Origin of the sequence: Verrucomicrobium sp. 3C, from assembly GCF_000379365.1 — a bacterium.
Taxonomy (GTDB): Bacteria; Verrucomicrobiota; Verrucomicrobiia; order Methylacidiphilales; family Methylacidiphilaceae; genus Methylacidimicrobium.
Window position 1 is genome coordinate 990,912 of record NZ_KB901875.1, and the last position, 22,729, is coordinate 1,013,640.

Annotated in this window: 22 protein-coding genes and 2 tRNA genes; 10 read left to right on the forward strand and 14 right to left on the reverse strand. The window is 61.6% G+C overall.

From position 1 onward, the window contains the following. Positions 1-149: 149 nt before the first annotated feature. From A37A_RS0105530 to A37A_RS0105550, 5 genes are read right to left on the reverse strand one after another with little or no spacing between them, the layout of a single operon-like run. Entirely contained in the window at positions 150-1,304 is a 1,155-nt protein-coding gene (locus A37A_RS0105530; protein ID WP_018290528.1) for a VIT1/CCC1 transporter family protein, read from the reverse strand. Beyond that, entirely contained in the window at positions 1,301-1,834 is a 534-nt protein-coding gene (locus A37A_RS0105535; protein ID WP_155996486.1) for a hypothetical protein, read from the reverse strand. Before A37A_RS0105535 ends, A37A_RS0105530 begins: the two co-directional genes overlap by 4 nt. Next, the gene (locus A37A_RS18180; RefSeq protein WP_018290530.1) at positions 1,770-2,456 is read right to left on the reverse strand and encodes a hypothetical protein; all 687 of its coding nucleotides are present in this window, start codon (positions 2,454-2,456) and stop codon (positions 1,770-1,772) included. Before A37A_RS18180 ends, A37A_RS0105535 begins: the two co-directional genes overlap by 65 nt. Positions 2,457-2,511: 55 nt before the next feature. Beyond that, positions 2,512-3,288: a polymer-forming cytoskeletal protein gene (locus A37A_RS0105545; RefSeq protein ID WP_018290531.1), complete on the reverse strand. Its 777-nt coding sequence runs from the start codon at positions 3,286-3,288 to the stop codon at positions 2,512-2,514. Next, complete coding sequence (locus A37A_RS0105550; protein ID WP_018290532.1) at positions 3,285-3,563, reverse strand: polymer-forming cytoskeletal protein; 279 nt, start codon at positions 3,561-3,563, stop codon at positions 3,285-3,287. The genes A37A_RS0105545 and A37A_RS0105550 overlap by 4 nt, the downstream gene beginning before the upstream one ends. A gap of 84 nt (positions 3,564-3,647) precedes the next feature. Here A37A_RS0105550 and A37A_RS15995 point away from each other — a divergent pair, with 84 nt between their 5' ends. After that, positions 3,648-4,730, forward strand: coding sequence for a hypothetical protein (locus A37A_RS15995; protein ID WP_018290533.1), 1,083 nt, complete (start codon positions 3,648-3,650; stop codon positions 4,728-4,730). After that, positions 4,727-5,836 carry an acyl-CoA reductase gene (locus A37A_RS16000; protein WP_018290534.1) on the forward strand — a complete coding sequence of 370 codons (1,110 nt, stop codon included), beginning with the start codon at positions 4,727-4,729 and terminating at the stop codon, positions 5,834-5,836. The genes A37A_RS15995 and A37A_RS16000 overlap by 4 nt, the downstream gene beginning before the upstream one ends. A gap of 81 nt (positions 5,837-5,917) precedes the next feature. Here the strand turns inward: A37A_RS16000 and hisI are convergent, their stop codons facing one another. Continuing rightward, a complete protein-coding gene (gene hisI, locus A37A_RS0105565) occupies positions 5,918-6,343 on the reverse strand; it encodes a phosphoribosyl-AMP cyclohydrolase (protein ID WP_018290535.1) in 426 nt (141 codons plus the stop codon). Positions 6,344-6,437: 94 nt separating this feature from the next. Next, complete coding sequence (mutS, locus tag A37A_RS0105570) at positions 6,438-8,993, reverse strand: DNA mismatch repair protein MutS (protein ID WP_018290536.1); 2,556 nt, start codon at positions 8,991-8,993, stop codon at positions 6,438-6,440. Between the two features lie 29 nt (positions 8,994-9,022). Here mutS and A37A_RS0105575 point away from each other — a divergent pair, with 29 nt between their 5' ends. Beyond that, positions 9,023-9,817, forward strand: a complete 795-nt coding sequence (locus tag A37A_RS0105575) for a thymidylate synthase (RefSeq protein WP_018290537.1) — start codon at positions 9,023-9,025, stop codon at positions 9,815-9,817. 467 nt (positions 9,818-10,284) lie between these two features. Here the strand turns inward: A37A_RS0105575 and A37A_RS21275 are convergent, their stop codons facing one another. The 4 genes from A37A_RS21275 to A37A_RS0105595 form a co-directional block, all read right to left on the reverse strand. Continuing rightward, positions 10,285-10,581, reverse strand: a complete 297-nt coding sequence (locus tag A37A_RS21275) for a hypothetical protein (RefSeq protein ID WP_018290539.1) — start codon at positions 10,579-10,581, stop codon at positions 10,285-10,287. Positions 10,582-10,666: 85 nt separating this feature from the next. After that, positions 10,667-11,206, reverse strand: coding sequence for a hypothetical protein (locus A37A_RS20555; RefSeq protein WP_196799509.1), 540 nt, complete (start codon positions 11,204-11,206; stop codon positions 10,667-10,669). Positions 11,207-11,280: 74 nt separating this feature from the next. Then, a complete protein-coding gene (locus tag A37A_RS0105590) occupies positions 11,281-11,664 on the reverse strand; it encodes a hypothetical protein (protein WP_196799510.1) in 384 nt (127 codons plus the stop codon). Positions 11,665-12,001: 337 nt separating this feature from the next. After that, positions 12,002-13,129: a carbohydrate kinase family protein gene (locus A37A_RS0105595; RefSeq protein WP_018290541.1), complete on the reverse strand. Its 1,128-nt coding sequence runs from the start codon at positions 13,127-13,129 to the stop codon at positions 12,002-12,004. Between the two features lie 184 nt (positions 13,130-13,313). Between A37A_RS0105595 and A37A_RS0105600 the strand changes: the two genes are divergently transcribed. The 5 genes from A37A_RS0105600 to A37A_RS0105620 all read left to right on the forward strand — a co-directional run bounded on the left by A37A_RS0105600 (position 13,314) and on the right by A37A_RS0105620 (position 19,161). Then, positions 13,314-13,688: a DUF423 domain-containing protein gene (locus A37A_RS0105600; protein ID WP_018290542.1), complete on the forward strand. Its 375-nt coding sequence runs from the start codon at positions 13,314-13,316 to the stop codon at positions 13,686-13,688. A 111-nt stretch (positions 13,689-13,799) separates the two neighbouring features. Beyond that, complete coding sequence (gene clpB, locus A37A_RS0105605) at positions 13,800-16,406, forward strand: ATP-dependent chaperone ClpB (protein ID WP_018290543.1); 2,607 nt, start codon at positions 13,800-13,802, stop codon at positions 16,404-16,406. Beyond that, the gene (locus A37A_RS0105610) at positions 16,403-16,753 is read left to right on the forward strand and encodes a hypothetical protein (RefSeq protein ID WP_018290544.1); all 351 of its coding nucleotides are present in this window, start codon (positions 16,403-16,405) and stop codon (positions 16,751-16,753) included. Before clpB ends, A37A_RS0105610 begins: the two co-directional genes overlap by 4 nt. Then, positions 16,750-17,748, forward strand: coding sequence for a hypothetical protein (locus A37A_RS16010; RefSeq protein WP_018290545.1), 999 nt, complete (start codon positions 16,750-16,752; stop codon positions 17,746-17,748). The genes A37A_RS0105610 and A37A_RS16010 overlap by 4 nt, the downstream gene beginning before the upstream one ends. Positions 17,749-17,775: 27 nt before the next feature. Beyond that, a complete protein-coding gene (locus A37A_RS0105620; RefSeq protein ID WP_020494067.1) occupies positions 17,776-19,161 on the forward strand; it encodes a glutamate decarboxylase in 1,386 nt (461 codons plus the stop codon). 192 nt (positions 19,162-19,353) lie between these two features. On the opposite strand, the gene A37A_RS0105625 is transcribed toward A37A_RS0105620, so the two are convergent. From A37A_RS0105625 to A37A_RS18185, 3 genes are all read right to left on the reverse strand, one after another. Beyond that, positions 19,354-19,424: transfer RNA gene (locus A37A_RS0105625), tRNA-Gly, on the reverse strand. Between the two features lie 14 nt (positions 19,425-19,438). Then, positions 19,439-19,512: transfer RNA gene (locus A37A_RS0105630), tRNA-Arg, on the reverse strand. 85 nt (positions 19,513-19,597) lie between these two features. Next, positions 19,598-20,296 (reverse strand): lytic transglycosylase domain-containing protein, encoded by a 699-nt coding sequence (locus A37A_RS18185; protein ID WP_018290547.1) that lies wholly within the window; start codon positions 20,294-20,296, stop codon positions 19,598-19,600. Between the two features lie 57 nt (positions 20,297-20,353). On the opposite strand from A37A_RS18185, the gene A37A_RS0105640 reads away from it, so the two are divergent. Continuing rightward, positions 20,354-22,075 carry a glycogen synthase gene (locus tag A37A_RS0105640; RefSeq protein ID WP_018290548.1) on the forward strand — a complete coding sequence of 574 codons (1,722 nt, stop codon included), beginning with the start codon at positions 20,354-20,356 and terminating at the stop codon, positions 22,073-22,075. An 85-nt stretch (positions 22,076-22,160) separates the two neighbouring features. Further along, on the forward strand, positions 22,161-22,718 hold the full coding sequence (locus A37A_RS0105645; RefSeq protein WP_018290549.1) for a peroxiredoxin: 558 nt from the start codon (positions 22,161-22,163) through the stop codon (positions 22,716-22,718). Positions 22,719-22,729: the final 11 nt, after the last annotated feature.

Here is a 22,729-nt window from a genome sequence, read left to right on the forward strand (position 1 = left end):
AGCCGATGGGCCGGGATGCGAGGCGGGGCGCCGGTTTTCCACCGGAGCGGTATGAGCACGCACTGCGAGGAAGGCCAAAAACCCAAGTCCCAACGAAACAGCCGGGTCCAGTTCGCAAGCCGCAGGAGAACCCTTGTGTGACAAGCAGGCTAGGCGTGGACGCGAAAGAGGAAGCCAAGGGTATAAGTCGCGACGGCTTCCAGCACACCGACCGCAGTCATCTCAAGCCCGGAGGACCACCACGATCGGGTCGTGATCCAAGACTTGGCCGCCCCGACCAAGAAATGCGCAATCAGGCTGATCGCAAACGAGATCGAGATCGCCCAAAAGCCACCGAAAAAGAAGAAGGGGAGCAGCGGAACGAGAGCTCCGATCCCGGTGGAGATCGATGCGGAAAGGCAGGCGGTCGTCGGGCTGGGAAACGACTCCACGGAAAGTCCCAGCTCCGATCGTGACATCGCCGCCAGAAACTGGTCGGGACGGGCAAAGAGCTTTTCCGACATGGCTTGTGCCTCTTCGCGATTGAATCCCTGGAGCTCGTAAAAGAGTGCCATCTCTTCCTTTTCCTCCTCGGGGTGCCGGGCAATTTCTTCCCCTTCCCGAGCCATCTCCGCCTGGTAAACCTCTCGTTCGCTCTTTGCCGCGAGGTAAGCCCCCGCGCCCATGGAAAGGGCCGAGGCAAGCATTCCCGCCAGCCCCGAAAGCAGCACGTAGTGCGTCTGGTTTTCCGTGGCGCTCGCCACCCCGGAGACGATTCCGAAAACCGCTCCCAAGCCGTCGTTCACGCCATAGATCGCGTCGGCCACCCAACCTCCACCCTTCTTGTGCCAACGTTCCCGGGCGAGAATCCTTTCGGCGACGCTCTTCGGCTGGCTCGCCGTGCCGAGTGTCTGCAGGATCTGGGCATGAGAACGTTCTTCGGCTGCCATCTCGCCGTAGGCGGCACTTAGGTCGGCGGGAATCCGGCCCGCTTTCCGCTGCTTCTCGTATTCCTCCTCCTGGCGATCCTCCGCACTCTCCAAATTCCGGATAACCAGGGAAGGGCCTAGCGCCTGCCGCCACCAGCGGCGCAAGCGCTGCCGCCAGCCTCCCGCCAAGCTGGGAAGAGGGATTTCCCGTGCACGCAGTTCTACCTCCCACCGGGCGGCATGTTTCTCCTCCGCTTCGGCGAGGCGGAGAAAGACATCTTTCCGCCGCGGATCCGCCTCGCCTGCGGCGAGATCCCGGTAAGCTTCGGAACTCCTCTTCTCGGCAAGCCAATACTTCCGAAGCAAGCCGGCGTCGCCTTCCTTTCCGCTCTTCACGGTCCGTAGCCTAGGCGGCCAAATTCCCGCGGGAGCATGCCCAAATCCCGATAGGCCTGTAACTGCCAGGAGGTCATCACCGAGGGTCGGGAGAACCACATGCGCGCCCAGTCTCTGTCCTTGAACTCGCTCTTTTCGTACCGCGCGAAAACGAGGGCGATCGTCCGCTTTTCTCCATCGGAAAGCCGAAAGCGATCGGGGATGCGGTAGGGTAGATCGTCAAGAAAGAGAAACCGGGCGTCCGTTGGTGTCGTTTCGAAGACCATGACGCCTCGGCTGGTCTCGGTGGAAAGCTCGATTTCCAGGATCGACTTTCCTGAGCCGTCTGGAACATTGTCGCTCCCAATGAGATCGTAGGAGAGTGCCACCCGGAATCGCCGCGCGATCTCCTGCTGCGCCTTCAAGGGCAACTGCTCCAAAAAGCGCGCCAGCCGGGGGGTGGTGTTGGGCAGAAGGTCCGAGGGCTCAGTAGCTAGAGCCTGTCGGCAAAAAACCGAAAAGAGGAAGGCGGTGGCAATCAAGACTCTCACGGGTTTCTCCTTGTTCCTTCTCCGGGCTGCGAATCACGCGAAAAAAGACCACATCGAGCCCCAATTGGGACTGGAAGTACTCCTTCCACTTCCGGAGCGACCAGCCCGGGACGAAGAGGTGATTGCGGGCCGAATTCGAATAGATTTCGAAGTCGGGATAATTGCTGATTCTTCTTCCGATGATTCCCACCTGTCCCGCTACGGAAAGCGAATGAGGCGAGAGGATGAGGTCGCCCGACCGCAGTTGACCCTGTTCCCCAATCCTCCGGCCGTTGGCTTCCAGCCAACGCTCCAGCTCGGATAAGTAGGGGCTGACCGGCGGCGAACCGAGCACTCGATTGAGCACAAAACAGACGGCCGACACGGACGAGAAGGTTCCCCCTCCCGGCAAGCTCCCCGTGTCCATGCCTGCACTATAGATCGCCTCCTGGTAGATCCGCGCGCCGATGTCTCGGCCGGGCGGATTTCCGTCTTCCGCGCCCGATCCCGGAAGTTGCGCTCCGGGAACCACGGGAGGCGACTTTTCGGGCAAAAAGCCGGCTTGGACCACTGGGGTGCCAATCAGAAAAGACCAAAGCCAGATCGTTGAAGTCCACGGGAGACAGATCCAAAGCTGCAGCATAACAGGCTCACCACCATACGAAGTCGCGATCCCGCCGGCAACCCCCAAGGGAAAGTCACCAGCCGAAAAGAGGTTCCTCCGGAACAATCCGCCTGGCGATTTCTTCCAAGGCGGGCAGCGAGACCTCCGGCGGCTGCGGTAGAGGACGGATTTCGACTTTCCCCAGTAGGGAAGCGTGGCCCATCATCTGGATGCGTGGAGTGAGAATGCGCCCCGCTCGAAGGCTTCCTCCGTCCGCCACCTCCAGGCCACGCAAGGCCACGATCCGGTCGGTTTCGAGGTGGCCCGCAACCCACAAGGCGCAGGCCACAATGGCTGCCGACGAAGCGTTTGCCCGAGGGTAGACTTCCACATCCGGCGCAACCACTCCCCCTTCGACATCTCCCTCCTTCCGGAACTGCACTCTTTCGCTTCCGCAGACCTCCGCATCCACCCGACCGCTGATCCGCACCTGGCGCGCCTCTACCCGTGGGCCGTGGTACTCGCAGCGGGGATGGAAATCGATGTCCCCCAGCGTCTTCAACCGATCCCCCGACTTGCCCCGCACCTGATAGCTCACGAGGTTGAGGCCCATTCCGCAGGCAATGCATCCGGAAGAGAGCGCCGCCGAATAGACGAATTGGCCCGCTCCGCAAAAGGGGCAACGGACGAATCGATCCCGGACGGGTCGGGACTTGGATGGCAGTTCGTTTCTTCGCTTCGGAACGAGCGAAAGGTATTGCTGGCATTTCCGGCAAAACGTGGAGAGCGCTGTGCGCGACTCCCACTGCTGGTGGCCGCAATGTGGGCAGCGTACTTCCTTTTGGCTAAACCGATTCTTCTCGGCGATCATCCTGCACTCTCGGTTTCCTGATACCGTTTCCATTCCTCAACCCCGTGCGGTCCCACAAAACACATGCCCTCCACACGAGCGCCTTGCTCGACGTCGATACTGCCCGCGACGAGAACCCCCTGGACCTCGGCCGACGGGGAGAGCACCAGCCGGCCTCGAACCACCATCGTACCGAAAAACCGGCCCCCAACCCAGCCATCCTGTTGGGCAAAGATCTCTCCACGCAACTCACATCCCGGCATCAGGCTCATTCTCTCCGCGCTGTCGATCCCCATACGCCGTCTCTCTGCTTCGCTCAACACAACATTTTCCGGTTCCACCGGGTCGATGAGTGGTTATCCTCGCTGAGGGAGTGACGAATGGCAAAAGAGAAAAGCGGATTCCCTTCTTTCCGCCAAGAACTGGACAGACCGGAAGGTCGAGCGCGATGGGCCGAGTGGTTGTGGAGCCTCTCCGCGGAGGATGAAAGCGGCTTTGAGGGGCTTGCCCTCGCGCTCTGTCAGATTCAATCCCACGGGGTGGCTCCGCTCCGGCGGCTGCTGCAAGCCGAAGGGGGGGTTCCCGCCGGGTGGCGGAAGATTCCTCCTGTTCCCCAGGAGCTTTTCAAGCAGTCGCGTCTTTTCGTTCCTGAGGGCCAGACGCCTCGAAGAATCTTTGAAACCAGCGGAACGACCGCAAAACATCCGGGCCGTCATTTTCTGCTCGATGTCGATCTCTACCGGGCCGTGAGCACCGAAGGAGCCAGGCGGGCGGGCGTGCCGTGGGAGACGGTCGATCTCCACTTTCTTGTCCCTTCTCCTCAGGAAGCTCCCCATTCTTCGCTATCGGCCATGTTCGGCTTCTGGTCGGAGCAGAGCACCCACTTCTCTCATTTCTGGATTCAGGAGGGCCGCCTCGACCAGCAGGGTCTCCTCGCCGCCCTCTCCGAGGCGGTGCGCGCGGGCCGTCCGGTGGGACTTTGCGGGACGGCCTTTGCCTTGATTCCGCTGATCGACCATCACGAAGGATCGCCCCTTCGCTTACCCCGGGAAAGTTTTCTTTTGGAGACTGGCGGGTTCAAGGGGCGGACTCGCGAACTGTCCAAGCCCGACTTCTATCGTGCCCTGGAGACGCGGTTTGGAATCCCTGCGGAGGAGATCTGGAGCGAATACGGCATGACCGAACTCTCCAGCCAGGCCTACGCCCAAGGCCCGGAAGGAATCCATCGAACTCCGCCCTGGGCTCGCGTCCGGATCCTCAATCCGCTCACCGGCCGAGACTGCCTGACCGGGGAAAAGGGATTGGTGGCCTGGGTGGACCTCGCCAACATCGACTCGGTGCTGGCGATCCAGACCCAGGACGAGGCGATCGCGGCACCAGACGGCTTCCGCCTCCTTGGCCGGCGCCCGACTCTCCCCTTGCGCGGCTGTTCCCTCACTGCCGAAGATCTCCGTTCGTCATGACGGCCGCCGAGCGCATCCAGCGACTGGCTCCCCTCTGTTCGCTCTTTCCTGAGCTTGGAATCTCGGGCCGCGAGGATCTCCGCCAGCTTCTCAGGGCGGCGTTAGGCCGCTTGGATGCGCTCGACCGCTTTGTCCCCTATGGCCGTGGATGGAGCCGTGCGATCGCTCCGCAGCGCCTCTACCATGTCCTGGCGAGCACCGTTCCGGTCTCGGGATGGCGCTCCCTCGTGGAAGGGCTGCTTCTGGGATCGGAGAATCTTCTCCAGTGCCCGGACGAACAGAGTGATGCGATGGCCCGGTTTTGCGAAGCGCTTCCTCCCGCCTTAAGAAAGTTGGTCCGCATCCTTCCTTCCTATTCCGAAGATGCCTTTGCCTCGGCTGACGCCATCGTCGTTTTTGGCCGAGACGAGACCATCCGGCTCTTCCGGGCCCGCTGCCGGAAAGATCAGCTCTTCCTCGCCTATGGACATCGAGCTAGCCTTCTCTGGCTCGGAGCCGTGGGCCGTCCAACGACCCATCTGGTGAAAGGCATCGTCCAGGATCTGACCGAATACGATCAGGCTGGCTGCCTCTCCCCGCAGTGCCTCATCCTCGAATCGGAAGCCGCCGTTCTCCCCTTGGCGGAACTCTTGGCCCGCGGGCTTTCCGAAAACGCCCTTCTCGACTCGATCCCCCGCCGCCCGGAAGAAGCGGCGAGGATCCGCGAGGCTCGCGTGATGGCCCGCGCCCTCGGCTGGCCTCTTTGGGAAGATGGAGATCGCCTCCAATGGACCCTCGTCGTTCGCGATCTCCCGCAATTTCAGCCCACCTGCGGCCATCGCGTTCTCTATCTGGACAGGGTCCCGAGAGAGAAGCTAGAGAGTTGGCTGGCCCCGCTCCGGGGCCATCTCTCCGCGGTCGGAGTCGCCGGGCGGGTTCCGCTCTCCGTCCAGAAGCTCTTTTGGCGTCTCGGCGCCTCCCGCTGCTGCCGCGTGGGAACGATGCAATCTCCCCCTCCCCTCTGGCATCACGACGGCAGGATACCCCTGGCGGATTTGATCCGCTGGGTGGACTGGGAAGGAGCCCATCCCCCGGAACGCCAGAAAACGACCCGCTTCCCCTCCTAATATCTTATTCCTATCGACAAGAGGAACCGCCAGAGCCAGCTCGGCCGGTCATCGGTCGAGCACCGGTTTCTGGTCGACGGTTCAGGAACTCCGCGGATAGACCTTCTCTGGATCGAAGACTTTCTTCGACTCGGTGAATTCGAGTTCGCCCGAGCTCCCGGGCTTCAGCCGCCGAAAGAAGCAGCTCCGATAGCCCACGTGACAGGAAGCTCCGCCTTCGACGGATACTTTGATCAGAACGCAGTCCTGATCGCAGTCGACGCGCAGCTCTCGGACGTGCTGAACGAATCCGGATTCCTCCCCCTTCACCCAGAGCTTCTTCCGGGAGCGACTGTAATAGGTCGCCCGGCCTGTCTGAATCGTCCGATCGAGCGCCTCCTGATTCATGTAAGCAAACATGAGCACCTCGCCCGTTTCCGCATCCACGGTGATACAGGGGAGAGTTCCCGCGGAATCAAACCGGGGCATGAGCCGAGTCCCCTCCTCGATTTCCGAACTGACGCTCATTGCGCAATCCATAGTGGCATTCGCAGAGGGCGGGAACAAGGACAAAGCCGGAAGGACAGCTTCTGCGATCGCCGGCGATCTCTCGGTCTCCCTCTCACGGAGCCGCGTCGCCGGTCTCCCCCCTTTCCCATCCGGGAAAGAGAGGCAACTCTTCGGACTCCGCGCGGCGGGGGCGGCGACGAGCCTGGATCGCCTTGCTACGCGGATCCTCCTCCTCGGCTTCCATGCCCAAAAGCACCTCCGCGGCTCTCTGAATCGTCCGCTCGGGCAGGCCCGCCAACCGCGCCACCTGCAGCCCGTAACTCTTGTCGATCGCCCCTTCCACCACTTTCCGCAAATAGATGGCCTCCCCGTTGATTTCCTGGACCGCCAGGGAGAAATTGCGCACCTCCGGCCGGCTCTGCGCCAGCTCCGCCAGCTCATGATAGTGGGTCGCGAACAGGGTGAGACAACGATTCCGGTCGCAAAGCTCTTCGGCCACCGCCCAGGCGATCGACAGGCCGTCGAATGTACTCGTCCCCCGGCCGACTTCGTCGAGGATCACGAGGCTCCTTTCGGTGGAATGGCGGAGAAGATTGGCCGTTTCCTGCATCTCGACCAGAAACGTGCTCTGGCCGCTGGCGAGGTCGTCGCTGGCCCCGATTCTGGTGAAGATCCGGTCGAGGATTCCGATTTTCGCGCGCGACGCGGGGACGAAGGAACCGATGTGGGCGAGCAGAGCGATGAGCGCGATTTGGCGGAGATAGGTGCTCTTGCCGGCCATGTTTGGTCCCGTCAGAATGACCAAGCGCGAATGTCGCCCGTCGAGGTAGGTGTCGTTCGGGACGAACCGCTCCCCCTCCAGAGCCTGCTCGACCACCGGGTGGCGGCCGCCGACAATTTCGATCACCGGCTCCTCGACGATTTCCGGCCGGACATAGCCCCTCTCCCGGGCAAGCTCGGCGAGAGCCGCTGCGACGTCGATCTCGTTGACCGCTCTTGCGGCTTTCTGGAGGGTCGGAAGCCGATCGCAGAGCTTCTGCCGGAGGATGCGGAAGAGCTCCAGCTCCAACTCGCGCGCGCGGCCCTCCGCACCCAGGATCTTCTGCTCCATGGCTTGTAGCTCCGGCCGAGTGAACCGCTCCGCGTTCGCCAAGGTCTGGCGACGCACATACTCCGGAGGAACCTGCGCAAGCTGGCCGCGGGGAACTTCCAGCAGGTATCCGAAAACCGGATGGTAGCGGAGCTTGAGCGACCGCAGGCCGGTGCGCTCCCGCTCGCTCCGCTCGAATTCCAAGAGCCATCTTTTTCCGCTCTCGGCCGCTTCCCGCATAGCGTCCAGGCCGGCATCGAAACCCGCTTGAAAAAGGCCCCCCTCCCGACAGGAAAGAGGCAGGTCGGCGACCAGGGCTCGCTCGATCTCGGCAACCAGATCGTCCTGTGGCTCGAGATCGCTCCGGCACTCCGCCCACTTGCCAGACGGGGGCAGAAGCTCCTGGATCTTGGCCAGCGGCTTGAGAGAATCCTTGATCGCCCCGATCTCCCGAGGGCTGGCCGACCCCTGAGCCACCCTGGCGAGCAGCCGTTCCAGATCTCTTATCCCGGGGAGGATCTCCCGAAGCGATCGTCGGCTTCGGTCTCGCTCCGCCCAATCAGCAACGGCATCCTGACGCGCTCGAATCTTCTCTGGATCGCGGAGAGGTTCGGCGACCCACTGGCGCACCAACCTTCCCCCCCCTGGAGTCAGCGTTCGGTCGATCGCCTCGAGAAAACTTTTTCCTCGGCTCGGCGCGGAGAGAAGCTCCAAGGTGCGCTGGGCCACGGCATCCAGAATGAGCAACTCTTCCCGGCAGATCGCGACGATCTCCCGCACGTGGGAGAGATCCTGGCGCAGTTCCTCGCGCAGGTAGTGGAGGAGACCTCCCGCAGCGGAAAGGGCCAGAGGGGCCCCGGCGAGTCCAAAGCCCGCCAGGGATTTCACCCGGAAATGGGTGAGCAAAAGAGCCGCAGCGTGTTCCGAGGTGAAGGCCCACTTCTTGTGCCGGGTCAGCACAGGCTTGCCCCATCTTCCGAGAAGTTCCTCCAGCCTCCCGATCCGAGGCTGGCCCGGACGCGCGTCCGACGCCTCCTCCGGCAGAAGGATCTCGCTGGGCCGAAGGCGGCAGAGCAGGTTGACCAGCTCCTCCTCTCTTCCCAATTCTCCTGCGCGAAACTCACCGGTTCCCAGGTCGGCGGCGGCGACTCCGAGGCGATGACGGCCGGCGACCAGAGCTAGGCAGAAGTTGTTTTCTTTCGAGCGGAGCGACCCTGGGTCGAGCAGGCTGCCCGGGGTGATGATCCGAGTGATTTCCCGTCGAACCAGCTTCCCTGGCTGTGGAGTCTCCACTTGTTCGCAGACCGCGACCCGCCTCCCTCCCTGCACCAGACGGGCAATATACCCATCCGCCGACTCGACGGGCATCCCGCACATCGGCATCCCATGCCGGTGCGTGAGCGCAAGCCCGAGGAGATTCGCCCCGACTTTCGCGTCTTCTTCAAAAAGTTCGTAGAAATCTCCCAGCCGGAAGAGGAGCAGCACATCCCCAGGCAATTCGGCCTTCCGCTCCCGATATTGCGTCATCATGGGCGTTTCGGACGAAGCCTTGACCTCTTGGGATTGTGACGATTTCATTCTTCTCCTACAGTCGGTGTCGACCTCGCATGCGCAATTACCTCGATCTGCTGCAGACCGTGCTCCGCGAGGGCACTCGTCGCTCCGATCGCACAGGGACCGGCACCTACTCCCTCTTCGGCGCCCAGCTTCGATTCGATCTAACCACCACCTTCCCTCTCCTGACCACCAAGAGAATCCATTGGAAGTCGGTCGTCCACGAGCTTCTCTGGTTCCTGCGGGGAGAAACCAATGTCGCAACCCTTCAAGCCAACGGAGTCACGATCTGGGATGAGTGGGCGGACGCCCAGGGAAATTTGGGGCGAATCTACGGGGCGCAATGGCGGAACTGGCGAGGCTCGGACGGAACCTCGGTCGATCAGATCCAGGAGCTCCTCGACCAGATCCGCCGCAACCCATCCAGCCGTCGTCTCCTGGTTACCGCCTGGAATCCCGCCGAGCTCGGCCAGATGGCGCTTCCCGCGTGTCATGTCCTCTTTCAATTCTATGTGCAGGACGGCTCCCTCTCCTGCCAACTTTATCAGCGGAGTGCCGACCTCTTCCTCGGCGTCCCCTTCAATATCGCCTCCTACTCTCTGCTCACCCTGCTCGTCGCGCATGTCTGCGACCTGCGGCCGAAGGAGTTCATCCACACCTTCGGCGATCTCCACCTCTACGCGAACCACCTAGAACAAGCCAGAATCCAGCTCGGCCGAGCCCCGAAACCCCTTCCCCGCGTGGAGATTCATCCAGGTGTCCGATCGCTGGAGGAGATCCGCTACGAAGATATTTCGCTAGTCGACTATCATCCGGAGCCTTCCATTTGCGCTCCTGTCGCGGTCTAGCCGCCATCTCTCCCGCATTTCCTCTTGCACCGGAATGATCCAAGCGTCCCTGCCTGCTTCGAATTGGTTTTCCATCGTTGCCGAAGGCCCACCCCATAGACTGCATGTCCCACAAAGTTCGTACCCGAGGCGCGGCGCCGGTTTCCCCCGGAGCTCTATGAAGATCTACGGCAAGGATGGAAACCAGGTCCAACGAAGCAGACGAGCCCATTTCGCAAGCCGCAGGAGAGCGCTTGTGAGAAATGGCGACTGAAAATCGGCTCGGTCCGGGCGGACCTTTGATCCGCAAGCTCTCCCTGCCTCCTCGCGCAGCATTCTCAATTGCGCAGCCGCGCGCGCTCTTCGCGAACGAGATTCGGCGTCAGAGTAGACGCCGTCCTTCGCAACCTCTTCCTGTCCCTGCCTGCTCAGCACGAGCTTTAAAAATTCCTCTATCTTGGGCTCAAGCGGCCTGCCGGGAGCCCGGTTCACATAGAGGTAGATAGAGCGATTAACGGATAGGTGTGTTCGTAGACCGTCTCGGTCGTAGGCAACAGGAAAGGACCGCGTGGGCTCTCGGACAGGGGTACAGGCCTCACGTTCGGCTCGACATTCGCCAGCGTCGCGTAGGTCAGACCGCCGGGTTTCGCGGCCATCTCGTGGACCGCCATGTTGAAGGCGTGCGTGAACCCACTGCCCTTGACGAACTGAATGTCGGGCTTGTAAGCCCCGCCTTCCAGGACGCGCGCCCGGAAATAGGCTTCGATCCCATTCGGTACCGCCAAGCCGTAAAGGTGAATCGGGCGCTTCTCCCAGTCGCCCTTGAGCCCCAGGTCGCCCCAGGTTCGAATCTCCGTTTTCTCGCCGCGTTTACGATCTTCTCCATAGATGCCATCGAGCTGGGCTAAGCTCAGACCCGGGATCGGATTCCTTGTCCACGAGAATGACGATCGCGGCCGTCTTGCCAAGAGAACCGACGCTGCCCGTCGCCACGCGAATGGCAAACGGCGGATAGCCAAACCGATCGACGAATGCCTTTTCCTCGGACGGCAGCATCTCGCGCCCGATCGTCGCCACCTGCGTCCGCCCATCGATCAGCGCAGGAATACCGGTGCCCGACGCGCGAGCTTCCATTGTGACACTCAGCCGCGGATAGGCCTCTCGCATCCGCCATACCCAACCGAGCGTCATCTGATCCATGACGTCGGCGCCCACGATATGGAGTTCTTCTTCCGGTTGCAGATCCAACTTTCCTGGCTTCCAGGGCGGGATGGAGGCATCGGCATGTCGATGATGCTGGATCGCGACGAATTTCAGCGCATGCGCGTTGGGCGATGCGATCCCAGCGATCAACCAGGCGAGCGCCGCCGAAGCGGCAGAGGACGATATCCTTCCGAGGGGCCCAAGCACCTTCCTTCTCCTTCCCGTTGTTCTTGCGTGAAAAATCTCCCATTCCGCCTCTTCCTTTTTGAGCGCGCGGCGTCTCATTGCGGAGCGGCGAAGAGTGCTTCGTAACTCGGGATCTGCTCGCTGAGTGCGTCGCGCAAATCGAGCGCCTCGGCAATGAATTCTCGCTCGCCCTTGCCGGGATTTGTATCCAGCTTGAACGCGTAGACGATGAGCCCGATGTTTTCCTTGTTCTTGTCGCGCAGCGGCAGCATCACCAGGAATTTTTTCGGATGGTCGGTCGTGCGATACCAACGCGGATCGACGATCGTGATCCCTTTGGTGATCACATCGATGTCATCCGGATCATCCGGGTTGCCGATCCGCTCTGGAAACGACCCGGCGAACATCGTGTAGACTTTGTCCATTCCTGGCGGAACGCCATGAAATGTGACGCTCAACAACTCGGGATGTGCCGCCATCGTCCGATCGGAGAGAACTTGAGCGAGCATCTTGTGCGAAGGCGGCGTCCAGTTCTTTTTCTTCGCTGGGGCCGTGGGCGCGGGCTTGGTGGATGGGGGCTCGGCGTGAAGGGACAACGGCATAACTGCCAGGAGAAGAGCGGCTGCCCTCAGGGCCAGTGGCCTATGGATGTTCATCTTGTTTTGGCTCCTTTTCAATCGGCGCGCGGAGCGCGATCTCTGACCCCCCCCGCCACGACATTGCCGGGAATCTTGCGGCACGGGCATCCTATCGGCGCTTGAGCTCGTGTTCCGTGCCAAAGAGGGGTCCCGTTCACGATACGCTTCCCCATGGCGCTCAGAACGTCCGCAGGAAACGGACGAGCTGCTCGCGGGTCGGGCTTGCGGCATGCCGGACGTAGAAACCGGCACAGGCGACTCCCAGTTGGAGACAGTGCGCGAGCTTCCAGCCGAGAAGCCGTCCGGCGCAAAATCCAGCATTGAAATGATCTCCCGCTTGAAGAACGATTTTCGGCTTTGTCGTATGGGGGGTTCCCAGCCCTTCCTCGGCCACTCCGTCGGAGGCCGCAGCAAATCTTGGGCAATGGATCCCTACGGTGGAAATCCCGACTTTTTCTCGAATGGCCGCAGCCAAAGAAGGAGCGCTTGCGATATCCAGGTCGATTTCAGGCAGGTGGAGGACGCGGGCGACGACTTCGCTTTCCCGATCGTTCAAACTCAGCATCACGTCGTGGTCCGCCTGGAACTCGGTCAGGATCTTGAGCGCGGCCAGGAGGTCGGCCTCCGTCGATTGGCGAAGATCCCCCAGGTCGAAAAGAAGGAGCTTTCGCGGGGAGGCGGAAGCATGGCAAAGCTCGGATAGAAGCCGCTTCCAAAGGAGAGAAAGATGCGGGAGCCGCGACCAATTCAGAAACGCGGCTAGGTCCGCCTTTGCCCACAGCTCGCGCAAAGCGCCCCCTCCGACTCGCTCTTCCAGGAGCTCCCAGGTGATCTCCTCCAAGGGCCGGTAATCTCCGAAAGAAACGCGGCCGCCACTAAATTCCAAGACGCGCACATAGGCAGGAGAAGCCAGGGGATGAACGGTGGCGCGCCGTTCCGCTTCGGCAAAGGCTGGATGCACGCACCCCGGATTCCCGCACGCGCCGAGGAAGTCAACTTGGGCGCCCAAGGCGCCCAGAGCGGAGCAAAACCAAGGCGCGCTGCCGCTCATTCGGGGTTGACCCTCGACGAGATCAAAGCCGAAGGAATGGCCTTCCTCCTCTTGCGCCTCTTTGCGCAGGCGCGTCAAAAATTGCTCGATCGAAGTAAGAACAGTGTAATGATCGTGCGACCGGCGATGGTCAACCACCCGGAACGACTCTTCGACCACGCCATCGAAGCCGACCAGGCAGACGCGCTTGAAAAGCTGCGCTTGAGCGCCAGAGAGCCGATCCGCGATTTGTCGTGCGCGGTGCCGCTCGGCCATGGCGCTTTCCCTATACGCGTTTGCCAACCTCTTGACAATCCTAACCTGTAAGTCTCACAAGCGTTCTCCTGCGGCTCTCAGACTAACCTAAGGTTGAAAGAACGCGCGTCCTTTTCATGCTTGGACTCGGGTTTTCGAAATCGGCTCGACAGCAGAGGGCATCCTGTCCGACAAATCTCGCAACATGAGTCGCTTTCGAACTTTCTCGGCTGGCTTGCTTGGCTTTTTGGGCATCGTCGCGGCCACCTATGGCGCACACCGGCTCTCCACCTCTCCCCTCCTTCCCCACTCCCTGGAAACCTGGAAAACGGCTGTCTTGTACCAGTTCGTCCACGTGTTGGCACTTCTCTCCTTGAGCCGGTATCCTAAGGGCTTCGCCATCCCCTCCCTCTGCTTCCTCTTCGGCATCATCCTCTTTTCCGGAAGCCTGTACGCGTGGGTCCTCAGCGGAAACCTCGGCTGGACCCGGGCCACCCCGTTCGGAGGCAGTCTCTTGGGCATCGGCTGGCTTTGGATCGCTGGCGAGGCTCTTTTTCGCAGGCGGGCTCCGGAGCCTTAACCTGCACGTCTCACAAAGTTCGTGCCCGAGGTGCCGCCACCCCATGCGGGGCAGTAAAAGTTTTGCGCTTTCCCTCCTGCCTCCAGTAAGTTTCTGAGGTAGGCCTTCCCTATGAATCGATTCACAGAAAAAGCGCAGGCGGCTATCGCCGAGGCGCAAAACCTAACCCTACGGCACTCCCACCAGTCAGTGGACGTCGAGCATCTATGCGAAGCACTGTTGGCTGAAGAGCAAGGGCTCGTGCCCCGGTTGCTCGACCGCGCAGGAGTTGATGTCGCCAAGCTGCGGGAGCGCTTGAGCCAGGAGCTCCAACGGCTGCCCCGCGTCTCCGGGTCCAACAGCGAGGCTTATGTCACCCAACGTTTCCGCGAAGCCTTGGTCAAAGCACAGGAGGAGGCAAGGCGTCTAAAGGATGAATTCGTCAGTGTGGAGCACCTCATGCTGACGCTCCTGGACGAGCCGCCGGCCACGGTGACCGGGCGCCTGCTGCGCGAAGCAGGTCTCAGCCGAGAAGCCTTTCTGCGCGCCTTGACGGAGGTTCGGGGCCACCAGCGGGTGACCAGCCCCAATCCAGAAGAAACCTATGAAGCGCTCCAAAAGTATGGACGCGACCTTACCGAGCTTGCGCAAAAGGGCAAGCTCGACCCGGTGATCGGAAGGGATGCGGAGATCCGGCGCACGATTCAGGTGCTTTCCCGACGGACGAAAAACAACCCCGTCTTGATCGGGGAGCCAGGGGTCGGAAAGACCGCCATCGTCGAAGGACTGGCGCAGCGTATCGTGGCAAGCGACGTTCCCGAGAGCTTGAAAAGCAAGCGCGTCGTTCAGCTTGACATGGGTGCGCTGGTTGCCGGCGCCAAGTACCGAGGAGAGTTCGAGGAGAGGCTCAAGGCGGTCCTCAAGGAAGTAACGGCATCGGAAGGACAGATCCTTCTCTTCATCGACGAGATTCACACCATGGTGGGGGCGGGACGCGCGGAAGGGGCGATAGACGCGGGCAACATGCTCAAGCCGCTCCTTGCGCGGGGTGAGCTCCATTGCATCGGAGCCACGACTCTCGACGAATACCGGAAATACATAGAGAAGGATGCGGCCCTGGAACGGCGCTTCCAGCCTGTCCTCGTCTCCGAGCCGACCGTGGAGGATACCATTTCGATTCTCCGCGGCCTGCGCCAGCGGTACGAACTTCACCACGGAGTGCGGATTCAGGATAGCGCCCTCGTGGCGGCAACGGTACTTTCCCACCGCTACATCACGGATCGGTTCCTCCCGGACAAGGCGATCGACTTGATGGATGAAGCAGCGGCCAAGCTGAAGGCGGAAATGGAAAGCATGCCCGAGGAGCTGGAAGGGCTGGAACGGCGCGTCCTCCAGCTCGAAATCGAGAAGGAGGCGCTGCGCAAGGAACGGGATGACGCTTCGCGCAAGCGCTTGGAAACCCTGGAGGGAGAGCTCGCCAACCTGCGCAGCGAGCGGGATCGGATCCGGGCCCGATGGCAAGAGGAGAAGGGATCGATCGGCGGCCTGCAAAAGGTACGCGGAGAGCTCCAAGCAGCGGAGCACGAGATGGAGATCGCCCAGCGAGCCTACGACCTCAACCGAGTCGCTGAGCTCCAGTACGGGAAAATTCCCGAACTGAAGCGGCGGCTCCAGGAACTGGAGGAAGGCTTCGCCAAGGGTGAAGCGAGCGGAAGGCTCCTTCGGGAGGAGGTCACTCCGGAGGAGATCGCAGAGGTCGTTGCGCGATGGACCGGGGTTCCCGTCTCCAAGCTCCTGGAGGGAGAAAGGGAGAAGCTGCTCCGGCTCGATTCCCTCCTCCATCAGCGAGTGATCGGCCAGGACGAGGCGGTAGCGGCCGTGGCCGATGCCGTGATCCGCGCCCGCTCCGGCCTCAAGGATCCCAAGCGGCCGATCGGATCTTTCTTCTTCCTGGGGCCGACGGGCGTGGGAAAGACCGAGCTCGCCCGGGCGTTGGCGGAAGCGCTCTTCGATAGCGAGGAGAACATGATTCGGCTCGACATGAGCGAATACATGGAGAAGCACCAGGTCGCCCGCCTGATCGGCGCTCCCCCGGGATACGTCGGATTCGAGGAGGGAGGGCAGTTGACCGAGGCAGCTCGGCGCAAGCCGTACAGTGTGATTCTCGTCGACGAGGTGGAGAAGGCCCACGCCGATGTCTTCAACGTCTTTCTCCAGATTCTGGATGACGGTCGGCTTACCGATAGCCAAGGCCGCACGGTCGACTTTCGGAATGCGATCATCATCATGACTTCCAACATTGGAAGCATCTACCTGACCGAAGGAATCGAACCCATGGGAGAGATCCCGGAAGCAGTGCGCGGCCGCGTCATGGAAGAACTCCGGGCTCATTTCCGGCCGGAGTTCCTCAACCGCCTGGATGAGATCGTGCTCTTCAAGCCGTTGCAACTGCCCCAGCTCCAGAAGATCGTCGATCTGCAACTCGCAGAACTGCGCAAGCGCCTCGCCGAACGATCGATCACCCTGGAGTTGACCGACGCCGCCAAGCAACATCTGGCCCAGGTGGGCTACAGCCCCACCTACGGAGCCCGTCCGCTCAAGCGAGTGATCCAAAAGGAACTGGAGACCCCGCTCTCCCGCAAGATCGTCGCAGGAGAAATTGCCGACAACACCGCGCTCTCCGTCGATTTTTCCGATGGGCAGATCGTCTTCCGTGGGACACCGGAGGCGGTAGCATGAAGCGATTTCCGCGACTCCTGGCGCGCCCAAGCGACTTGGAGGAAGTGGAGCAGAGCTTGTCCTCCCTTTCGTTCCTGCTCGAGGAAACCGCCGCACACTATGTGGCACGCCTGCAGAGAGAAATCCGTCAGATCACGTTGACCGCTCAGAAATTGGAGCACCTGGAGGAGCGGGCGGGCAAGAGAGGACAGAGGCTCCTGGCCAAAGCGGCCGCCAAGCTCGAATCGCTGCTGATCGTCCCAGAAAAGGGACGACGGAAGGACTTGCGAAAGATCGACCGGCTGATTGGAGAACTCGAAGAGATTCTTGAGCAAGCCGCGCGCGTAGACGGAGAGCCTCCTCCATGACGACCGAACCACTTCTTTCCGCCGTAGGGCACCAGGAGCTTCCGCTGGCCCCAAGATGCCGAGAGAGGGTTCCCGCTTTGCCGCGCTACGCCACCTTCGACATCGGGAGCAACTCGATCAAGTTCCTCGTGGCTGAGTGGGACGGAGCGGATCTTCGGACACTGGATCATCGCAGCTCCACCACCCGTCTCGTCGAAGGAGTCCTGGCCACCGGAGAGTTGGCGGAAGAAGCCGTGGAGCGAACCGAGACGGTCCTTCGAAGTCTTCGTGAGGCAGCCGATCAGTGGCGAGCCAATCGCCGCATCGCGGCAGCGACCAGCGCCGTTCGGGACAGTCGAAACCGGAAACAGTTCCTCAAGCGGATCAGCGGGCTGCTCGCTTGCCCGGTTCTCCTGCTCTCGGGAGAGGAAGAGGCGGAGATCACCTTTCACGGCGTGGCCGCCGACCCATTCCTGCAACACCGAGAGCTCCTCGTTACGGAGGTCGGCGGAGGAAGCTCGCAATGGACACAAGGCGGAGGCGGAGCGATCGAAGCCCGCTTGAGTGTGCCACTGGGCTGTATTCGCGTTCGCGATCGATTCGTCTCGGGATACCCGATCGGCGGCAAATGCCTGGCCTCGATGCTCCTCACCCTAGAAAAGCAGCTCAAGGAAGCCCTCCGCGACTTTTCCCCGCGTAATCGCACCCTGGTTGCCGTCGGGGGCACGGCAACCGCCCTGGCTGCGCTGGTGCAGGAGCTTCGGCAATTCGACCGGGAAAAGATCCATCTTTTCTCCGTCTCTGCGGATGCGATCCAGCGCATCCTGGAAGAACTCTCTCGATCGGATCTGGCTCGATTACAAGCCCTCCCCGGGGTTCCCGCGAAGCGGGCGGATATCTTTCTCCCCGGAGTCGCCGTCCTCTTTTCGACGCTTGCCGCCTTGGGCATCGATCGTTTGACCGTCAGCGTGCGCGGTCTTCGCCACGGACTGGTCGAGCGACTGCGAAAGGCCTGACCTCAAGCCCCCAGGAGGATACTCACCATGCACAGAGTCATTTTTCACCCGCACGACGCCCCGGAATCCTTTCTTTCCCCCGCTTACGCGCGAAGGGCAATGAGCAAGCCCGCTCCGAGCCATCGCCTGCCGGATGAGGAGATGTCGCCCGAGATCGCCTATCAGCTCATTCATGACGAGCTTTTGCTCGACGGGCAGGAGCGGCTCAATCTTGCCACCTTCGTGACGACCTGGATGGAAAAGGAGGCCCGCGATCTCATGGTGGAAAGCCTCCCCAAGAACCTGATCGACAAGGACGAGTATCCCCAGACCGCTGAAATCGAGCAGCGCTGCGTGAGCATTTTGGCCCGTCTGTTTCACGCTCGCCCGACCGACAGCCCGCTCGGCACTTCGACTCTCGGATCTTCTGAAGCAGCGATGCTGGCAGGCCTGGCGTTCAAATGGCGATGGCGGAAGCGGCGGCTGGCCGCAGGCTTGCCTGCGGACCGGCCCAATCTCGTCATGGGCACGAACGTTCAGGTTGTCTGGGAAAAGTTCTGTCGCTACTTCGAGGTGGAGCCGAGGCTGATCTCAGTGACCCCCGGTTGCTATGTTACGACGCCGACCGGCGCCTCCACCTATGTCGACGAAAACTCGATCGGGGTGATCGGCATTCTGGGCACGACCATGACCGGGGAATACGAGCCGATCGAGGCGATTCACGACGAACTGGTCCGCTGGGGACAAGCCAAGGGATGGGAGGTTCCTCTACACATCGATGCCGCTAGCGGAGGATTTATCGCTCCGTTCCTCGAGCCGCACCTGAGGTGGGACTTCCGCTTGCCCCTGGTCCAGTCGATCAACGTTTCCGGTCACAAGTACGGCTTCGTCTATCCCGGCGTCGGCTGGGTTCTCTGGCGTTCGCAGGAAGCAGTGCCCGAAGAGCTGATCTTTCGCGTCAACTATCTCGGGAGTGAGATGCCGACCTTCGGCTTAAACTTCTCTCGCTCCGGCGCACCAGTCGTCGGCCAGTACTACAACTTTCTCCGACTTGGCCGCGCGGGTTACACTCGCATCCTGCAGGCGATGCGGGAAACCGCCCTCTTTCTTTCCGACCGGATTGCGAAAATGGGGCCCTTCGATCTCGTCAGCGACGGCTCTCAAATCCCCGCCTTCGCCTTCAAGCTAAAAAACCTGCCTTCCGAGGCGGCATTCGACCTCTCCGAAAAGCTGCGCGAGCGCGGATGGCAAGTGCCCGCCTACACGATGCCTCCCGATGCGCAAGCGGTTGCGGTTCTCCGCATCGTGGTTCGAGAGGGATTTTCCCGAGACATGGCCGACCATTTCCTGGCCGACCTCCATCGAGCTCTCGGCTCATGGGAGGGAAAACCTACCGTCCGTCCCGGAAGGCGGGCTACTCGGTTTCATCACTAACCGCCATTTCTCACCAATTTCGTGGCCGAAGCGCCGCAAATGGGCTTGGATGCGAGGCGCGGCGCCAGGGTTTCCCCCGGAGCGGTATGACGACAACCTGCGAGGAGGGAAATCCAAGTCCCAACGATGCAGACAGGTTCAGTTCGCAAGCCGCAGGAGAACGCTTGGGAGACAGGCAGGCGAATCGCCCCGAGCGGGTGAAGGGAATCGAACCCTCGTATGCAGCTTGGAAGGCTGCCGTTCTACCATTGAACTACACCCGCGCAACTGCTCCGCCTGGGCCCTGTAGGATTTGAACCTACGACCTTCTGATCCGTAGTCAGACGCTCTAATCCGCTGAGCTAAGGGCCCGACCGATCCTCCATCATGCACCAGGAAGCGGGCTTGGCAACCCGTTTTTCTCCTTCTCACTCTTTTACGGGAAACGAAGCCCGCGCTACGGCCGGCCCGCGACATGCACAGCTTCTTTCCTTTCCCCTGCTCCCATGGGTTGGGAAAAAAGATCGGTACACGCCCTCCACGGCACTCCCGTACGGTATAAAGCGATACGGTCCAGGGTTTCGCGCACGTACTTCCGCGTCTTGGGAAAGCCGATCCGCGAGAGAAAGGCACGACTGCTCCTCGGCCGCGCCGGGTCAACCCAGCGAAGGGCATTGCGTCGCCCCGCATTATATTCGGCAAGAGCGAACACGCACGGATTGTCGGTATCCTGCCAGTGGCGGAGAGCTCGCGCGAGATACCAGCCGCCGGCCAGGATATTGATCTGAGGATCGGCAAGCTGCTCGGGCCGGAAGTCCGCTCGCTTCTCGCTCCGCGCCCAGTCGAGCGCGGTCGTCGGCCTCACCTGCATGAGGCCGAGTTCCCCGACGCGTCCTATCTTATTGAGGCGAAAACGGGTCTCTTGCCAGATGACCGCACGGATCAGCAGCGGATCGACGCCGTATCGCTCGCTGGCTATCCGGATCTGCGCGTCATAGCGGCCGTCGGTCCGCTCCAGCGAGCTTCGCCAGGCCCAAAAGAGGAGCAGAGAAAGGCAAAGCAGGAGGGCAGCCCACTGAAACGCCCGACGCACGATCTCATTTTCCGCCCCCGTCCAGCCCAGGCAAGCCAATTGTCCCCTCGGGTAGAGGCGCAACTATAAAAGCTTGCCGTCGCTTGCCACCGGAGAGGAGAGTATGGCTTTAGTTTAGGAATGAAACCATCCGAGCGCTCCAGCAAAAAGCAGAGTCGTCCCAGCCAAAAGCGCGGAAAGTGGACCGACGCTTCCCGCAAAGAAGCCGGGGACCTCCCGGGAAAGTCCGAGCTGCAACAGATGGCCGACAAGGCTCTCCAAGCCTCGGAGGAAAAGCCTGCCCAAGCCCGGAAGGCTTCCTCTCGACCCGCCGCCCCGAGTCGGAAGACTCCGCCTCCCGCTTCGGCAGAGATCCGGCGCAAGATCGCCCTTGTCGCGGCGGAGTGCGCCCCCTTGTCCAAAGTAGGAGGGGTGGGCGATGCGGTGGAGGGGCTCGCGCTGGCTCTCGCCCGACGAGGCCACGACGTGCGCGTGATCCTTCCCTTTTATGCCGGAATCGACCGGCGGAAGGCGGACGCCCGTCTCCTCGGCTCGTGCTGCGTGCATATGGGGACCGGGCAGGAGCAGTGGATCGCCGTCTGGGAAACCCTCCTCGGAGCCGAGCGGGTTCCCGTCTGGCTCGTCGATTATCAGAGCTATTTTGGGCGAGCCGGCGTCTACGACGAGCCGAGCGGAGAGTATGCCGACAATGCGTTCCGGTTTGCCCTCTTGTCCAAGGCGGCCCTCGAAATCTGCAAATCCTTGGCATTCGTTCCCGATGTCTTTCATGTCCACGACTGGCCGGCCGCCCTCGTGCCGGTCTTTTTGAAAGCCTGGCCGCATCTCCTCTCGCCCTTTGGCAGGACCGCAAGCGTTCTGACACTGCACAATGTCGGGCACCAAGGGAAGTATGGATCGGTCGTCCTACCCTATCTCGGCTTGGAGTGGGAGAGATTCCGGCCGGATTTCATCGAGGACCACGGTCAGGTCAACCTGCTCAAGGCGGGCACGCACGACGCTGATCTTCTCACCACCGTCTCTCCGGCCTACGCCGAGGAAATCCAGGAGACCGTCGGCGGCTGCGGACTCGCGCCGTTTTTCGCGCGACGGAAAGCCGATCTTCGCGGAATCCTCAACGGCGTCGACGAGACGCGCTGGGAACCGACCACCGATCCTCTCCTTCCTGCGAACTTTTCCGTGCAAGACTTGGCAGGAAAGGCCCGCTGCAAGGAAGCGCTTCAACGCCGGCTGGGCCTACCCGCAAGGCCAGATCTCCCGCTCTTCGCGATGGTGAGCCGGCTCCACCTCCAGAAAGGAATCCATCTTGTCCGCGACGCGTTGCCTTCGCTTCTCCGCGAGGAGTCGATCCAATGCATTTTCCTAGGAACGGGAGAACGGGAGTTCGAGGAGTTTCTCCGCTGGCTCGCCCGCGAGTTTCCCGACAAGGTGGCCGCTTCGATCGGATTCTCTGAAGAGCTTAGCCATTGGATCTTTGCGGGAAGCGACTTCTTTCTGATGCCCTCCCTCTATGAGCCCTGCGGCTTGAGCCAGCTCTACGCGATGCGCTACGGCTCGATCCCCGTCGCGAGGGCGACGGGTGGGATCAAGGACACGGTGATCGATCTGGACGACAAGGCACGCAAGGGGACGGGGCTGCTCTTCTTCGAGCCGACGGGAGAGGGGGTCGGCTCCGCCTGCCGTCGGGCGATCAAACTCTGGAAAAAGTCGCCGTCGACCGTGGCCGCGCTGCGCGCCGAGGGAATGGAGAAGCTCTTCTCCTGGACGCAGACTGCAGGGCAGTACGAAGCGGCCTATGCCGAGGCCCTGCGCCGTCGCGAGGCGGCCGCAGGATCCTCGAGATGATGCGGCCACTCCCTTGATTGGTCCGTGCATCGGTCGTATGTGAGTGGTTCATTCTTTATCTTTAAACTCGGAGTAGGAGACAACGATGCTGACTGTAGGCGACCATCTGCCAAAATTTACCTTGAAGGCCGTCCAGGGAGGACCGGAAGGCCTGAAGTTCGACACCGCGTTCACGGACATATCCGACGAAACGCATGGCAGCAAGTGGAAGGTGCTCTTTTTCTGGCCGAAGGATTTCACCTTCGTCTGCCCGACCGAGCTGGTCGGATTCGGCGAACGGATCAAGGAGTTCACCGACCGCCACGCGGTGCTCTACGGGGTTTCGACGGACAGCGAGTTCGTCCACCTCAACTGGCGGCTACACCATCCAAGCCTTAAAGGGCTCCCCTTTCCGATGCTCGCCGACATCAAACGCGAACTCTCGACCGCGCTCGGCATTCTGCACAAGATCCAAGGAGTCGCGCTCCGAGCGACCTTTATCGTCGATCCGCACAACGTCATTCGGTTCGTGTCGGTCAACGATCTTTCGGTCGGCCGCAACCCCGCAGAGGTGCTGCGCGTGCTCGACGCGTTGCAGTCGGGGGAGCTCTGCCCTTGCGATTGGAAGAAGGGAGAGGAGTTCCTCAGGCCGGCAGCAGTCTGAGCGGCCGGCAG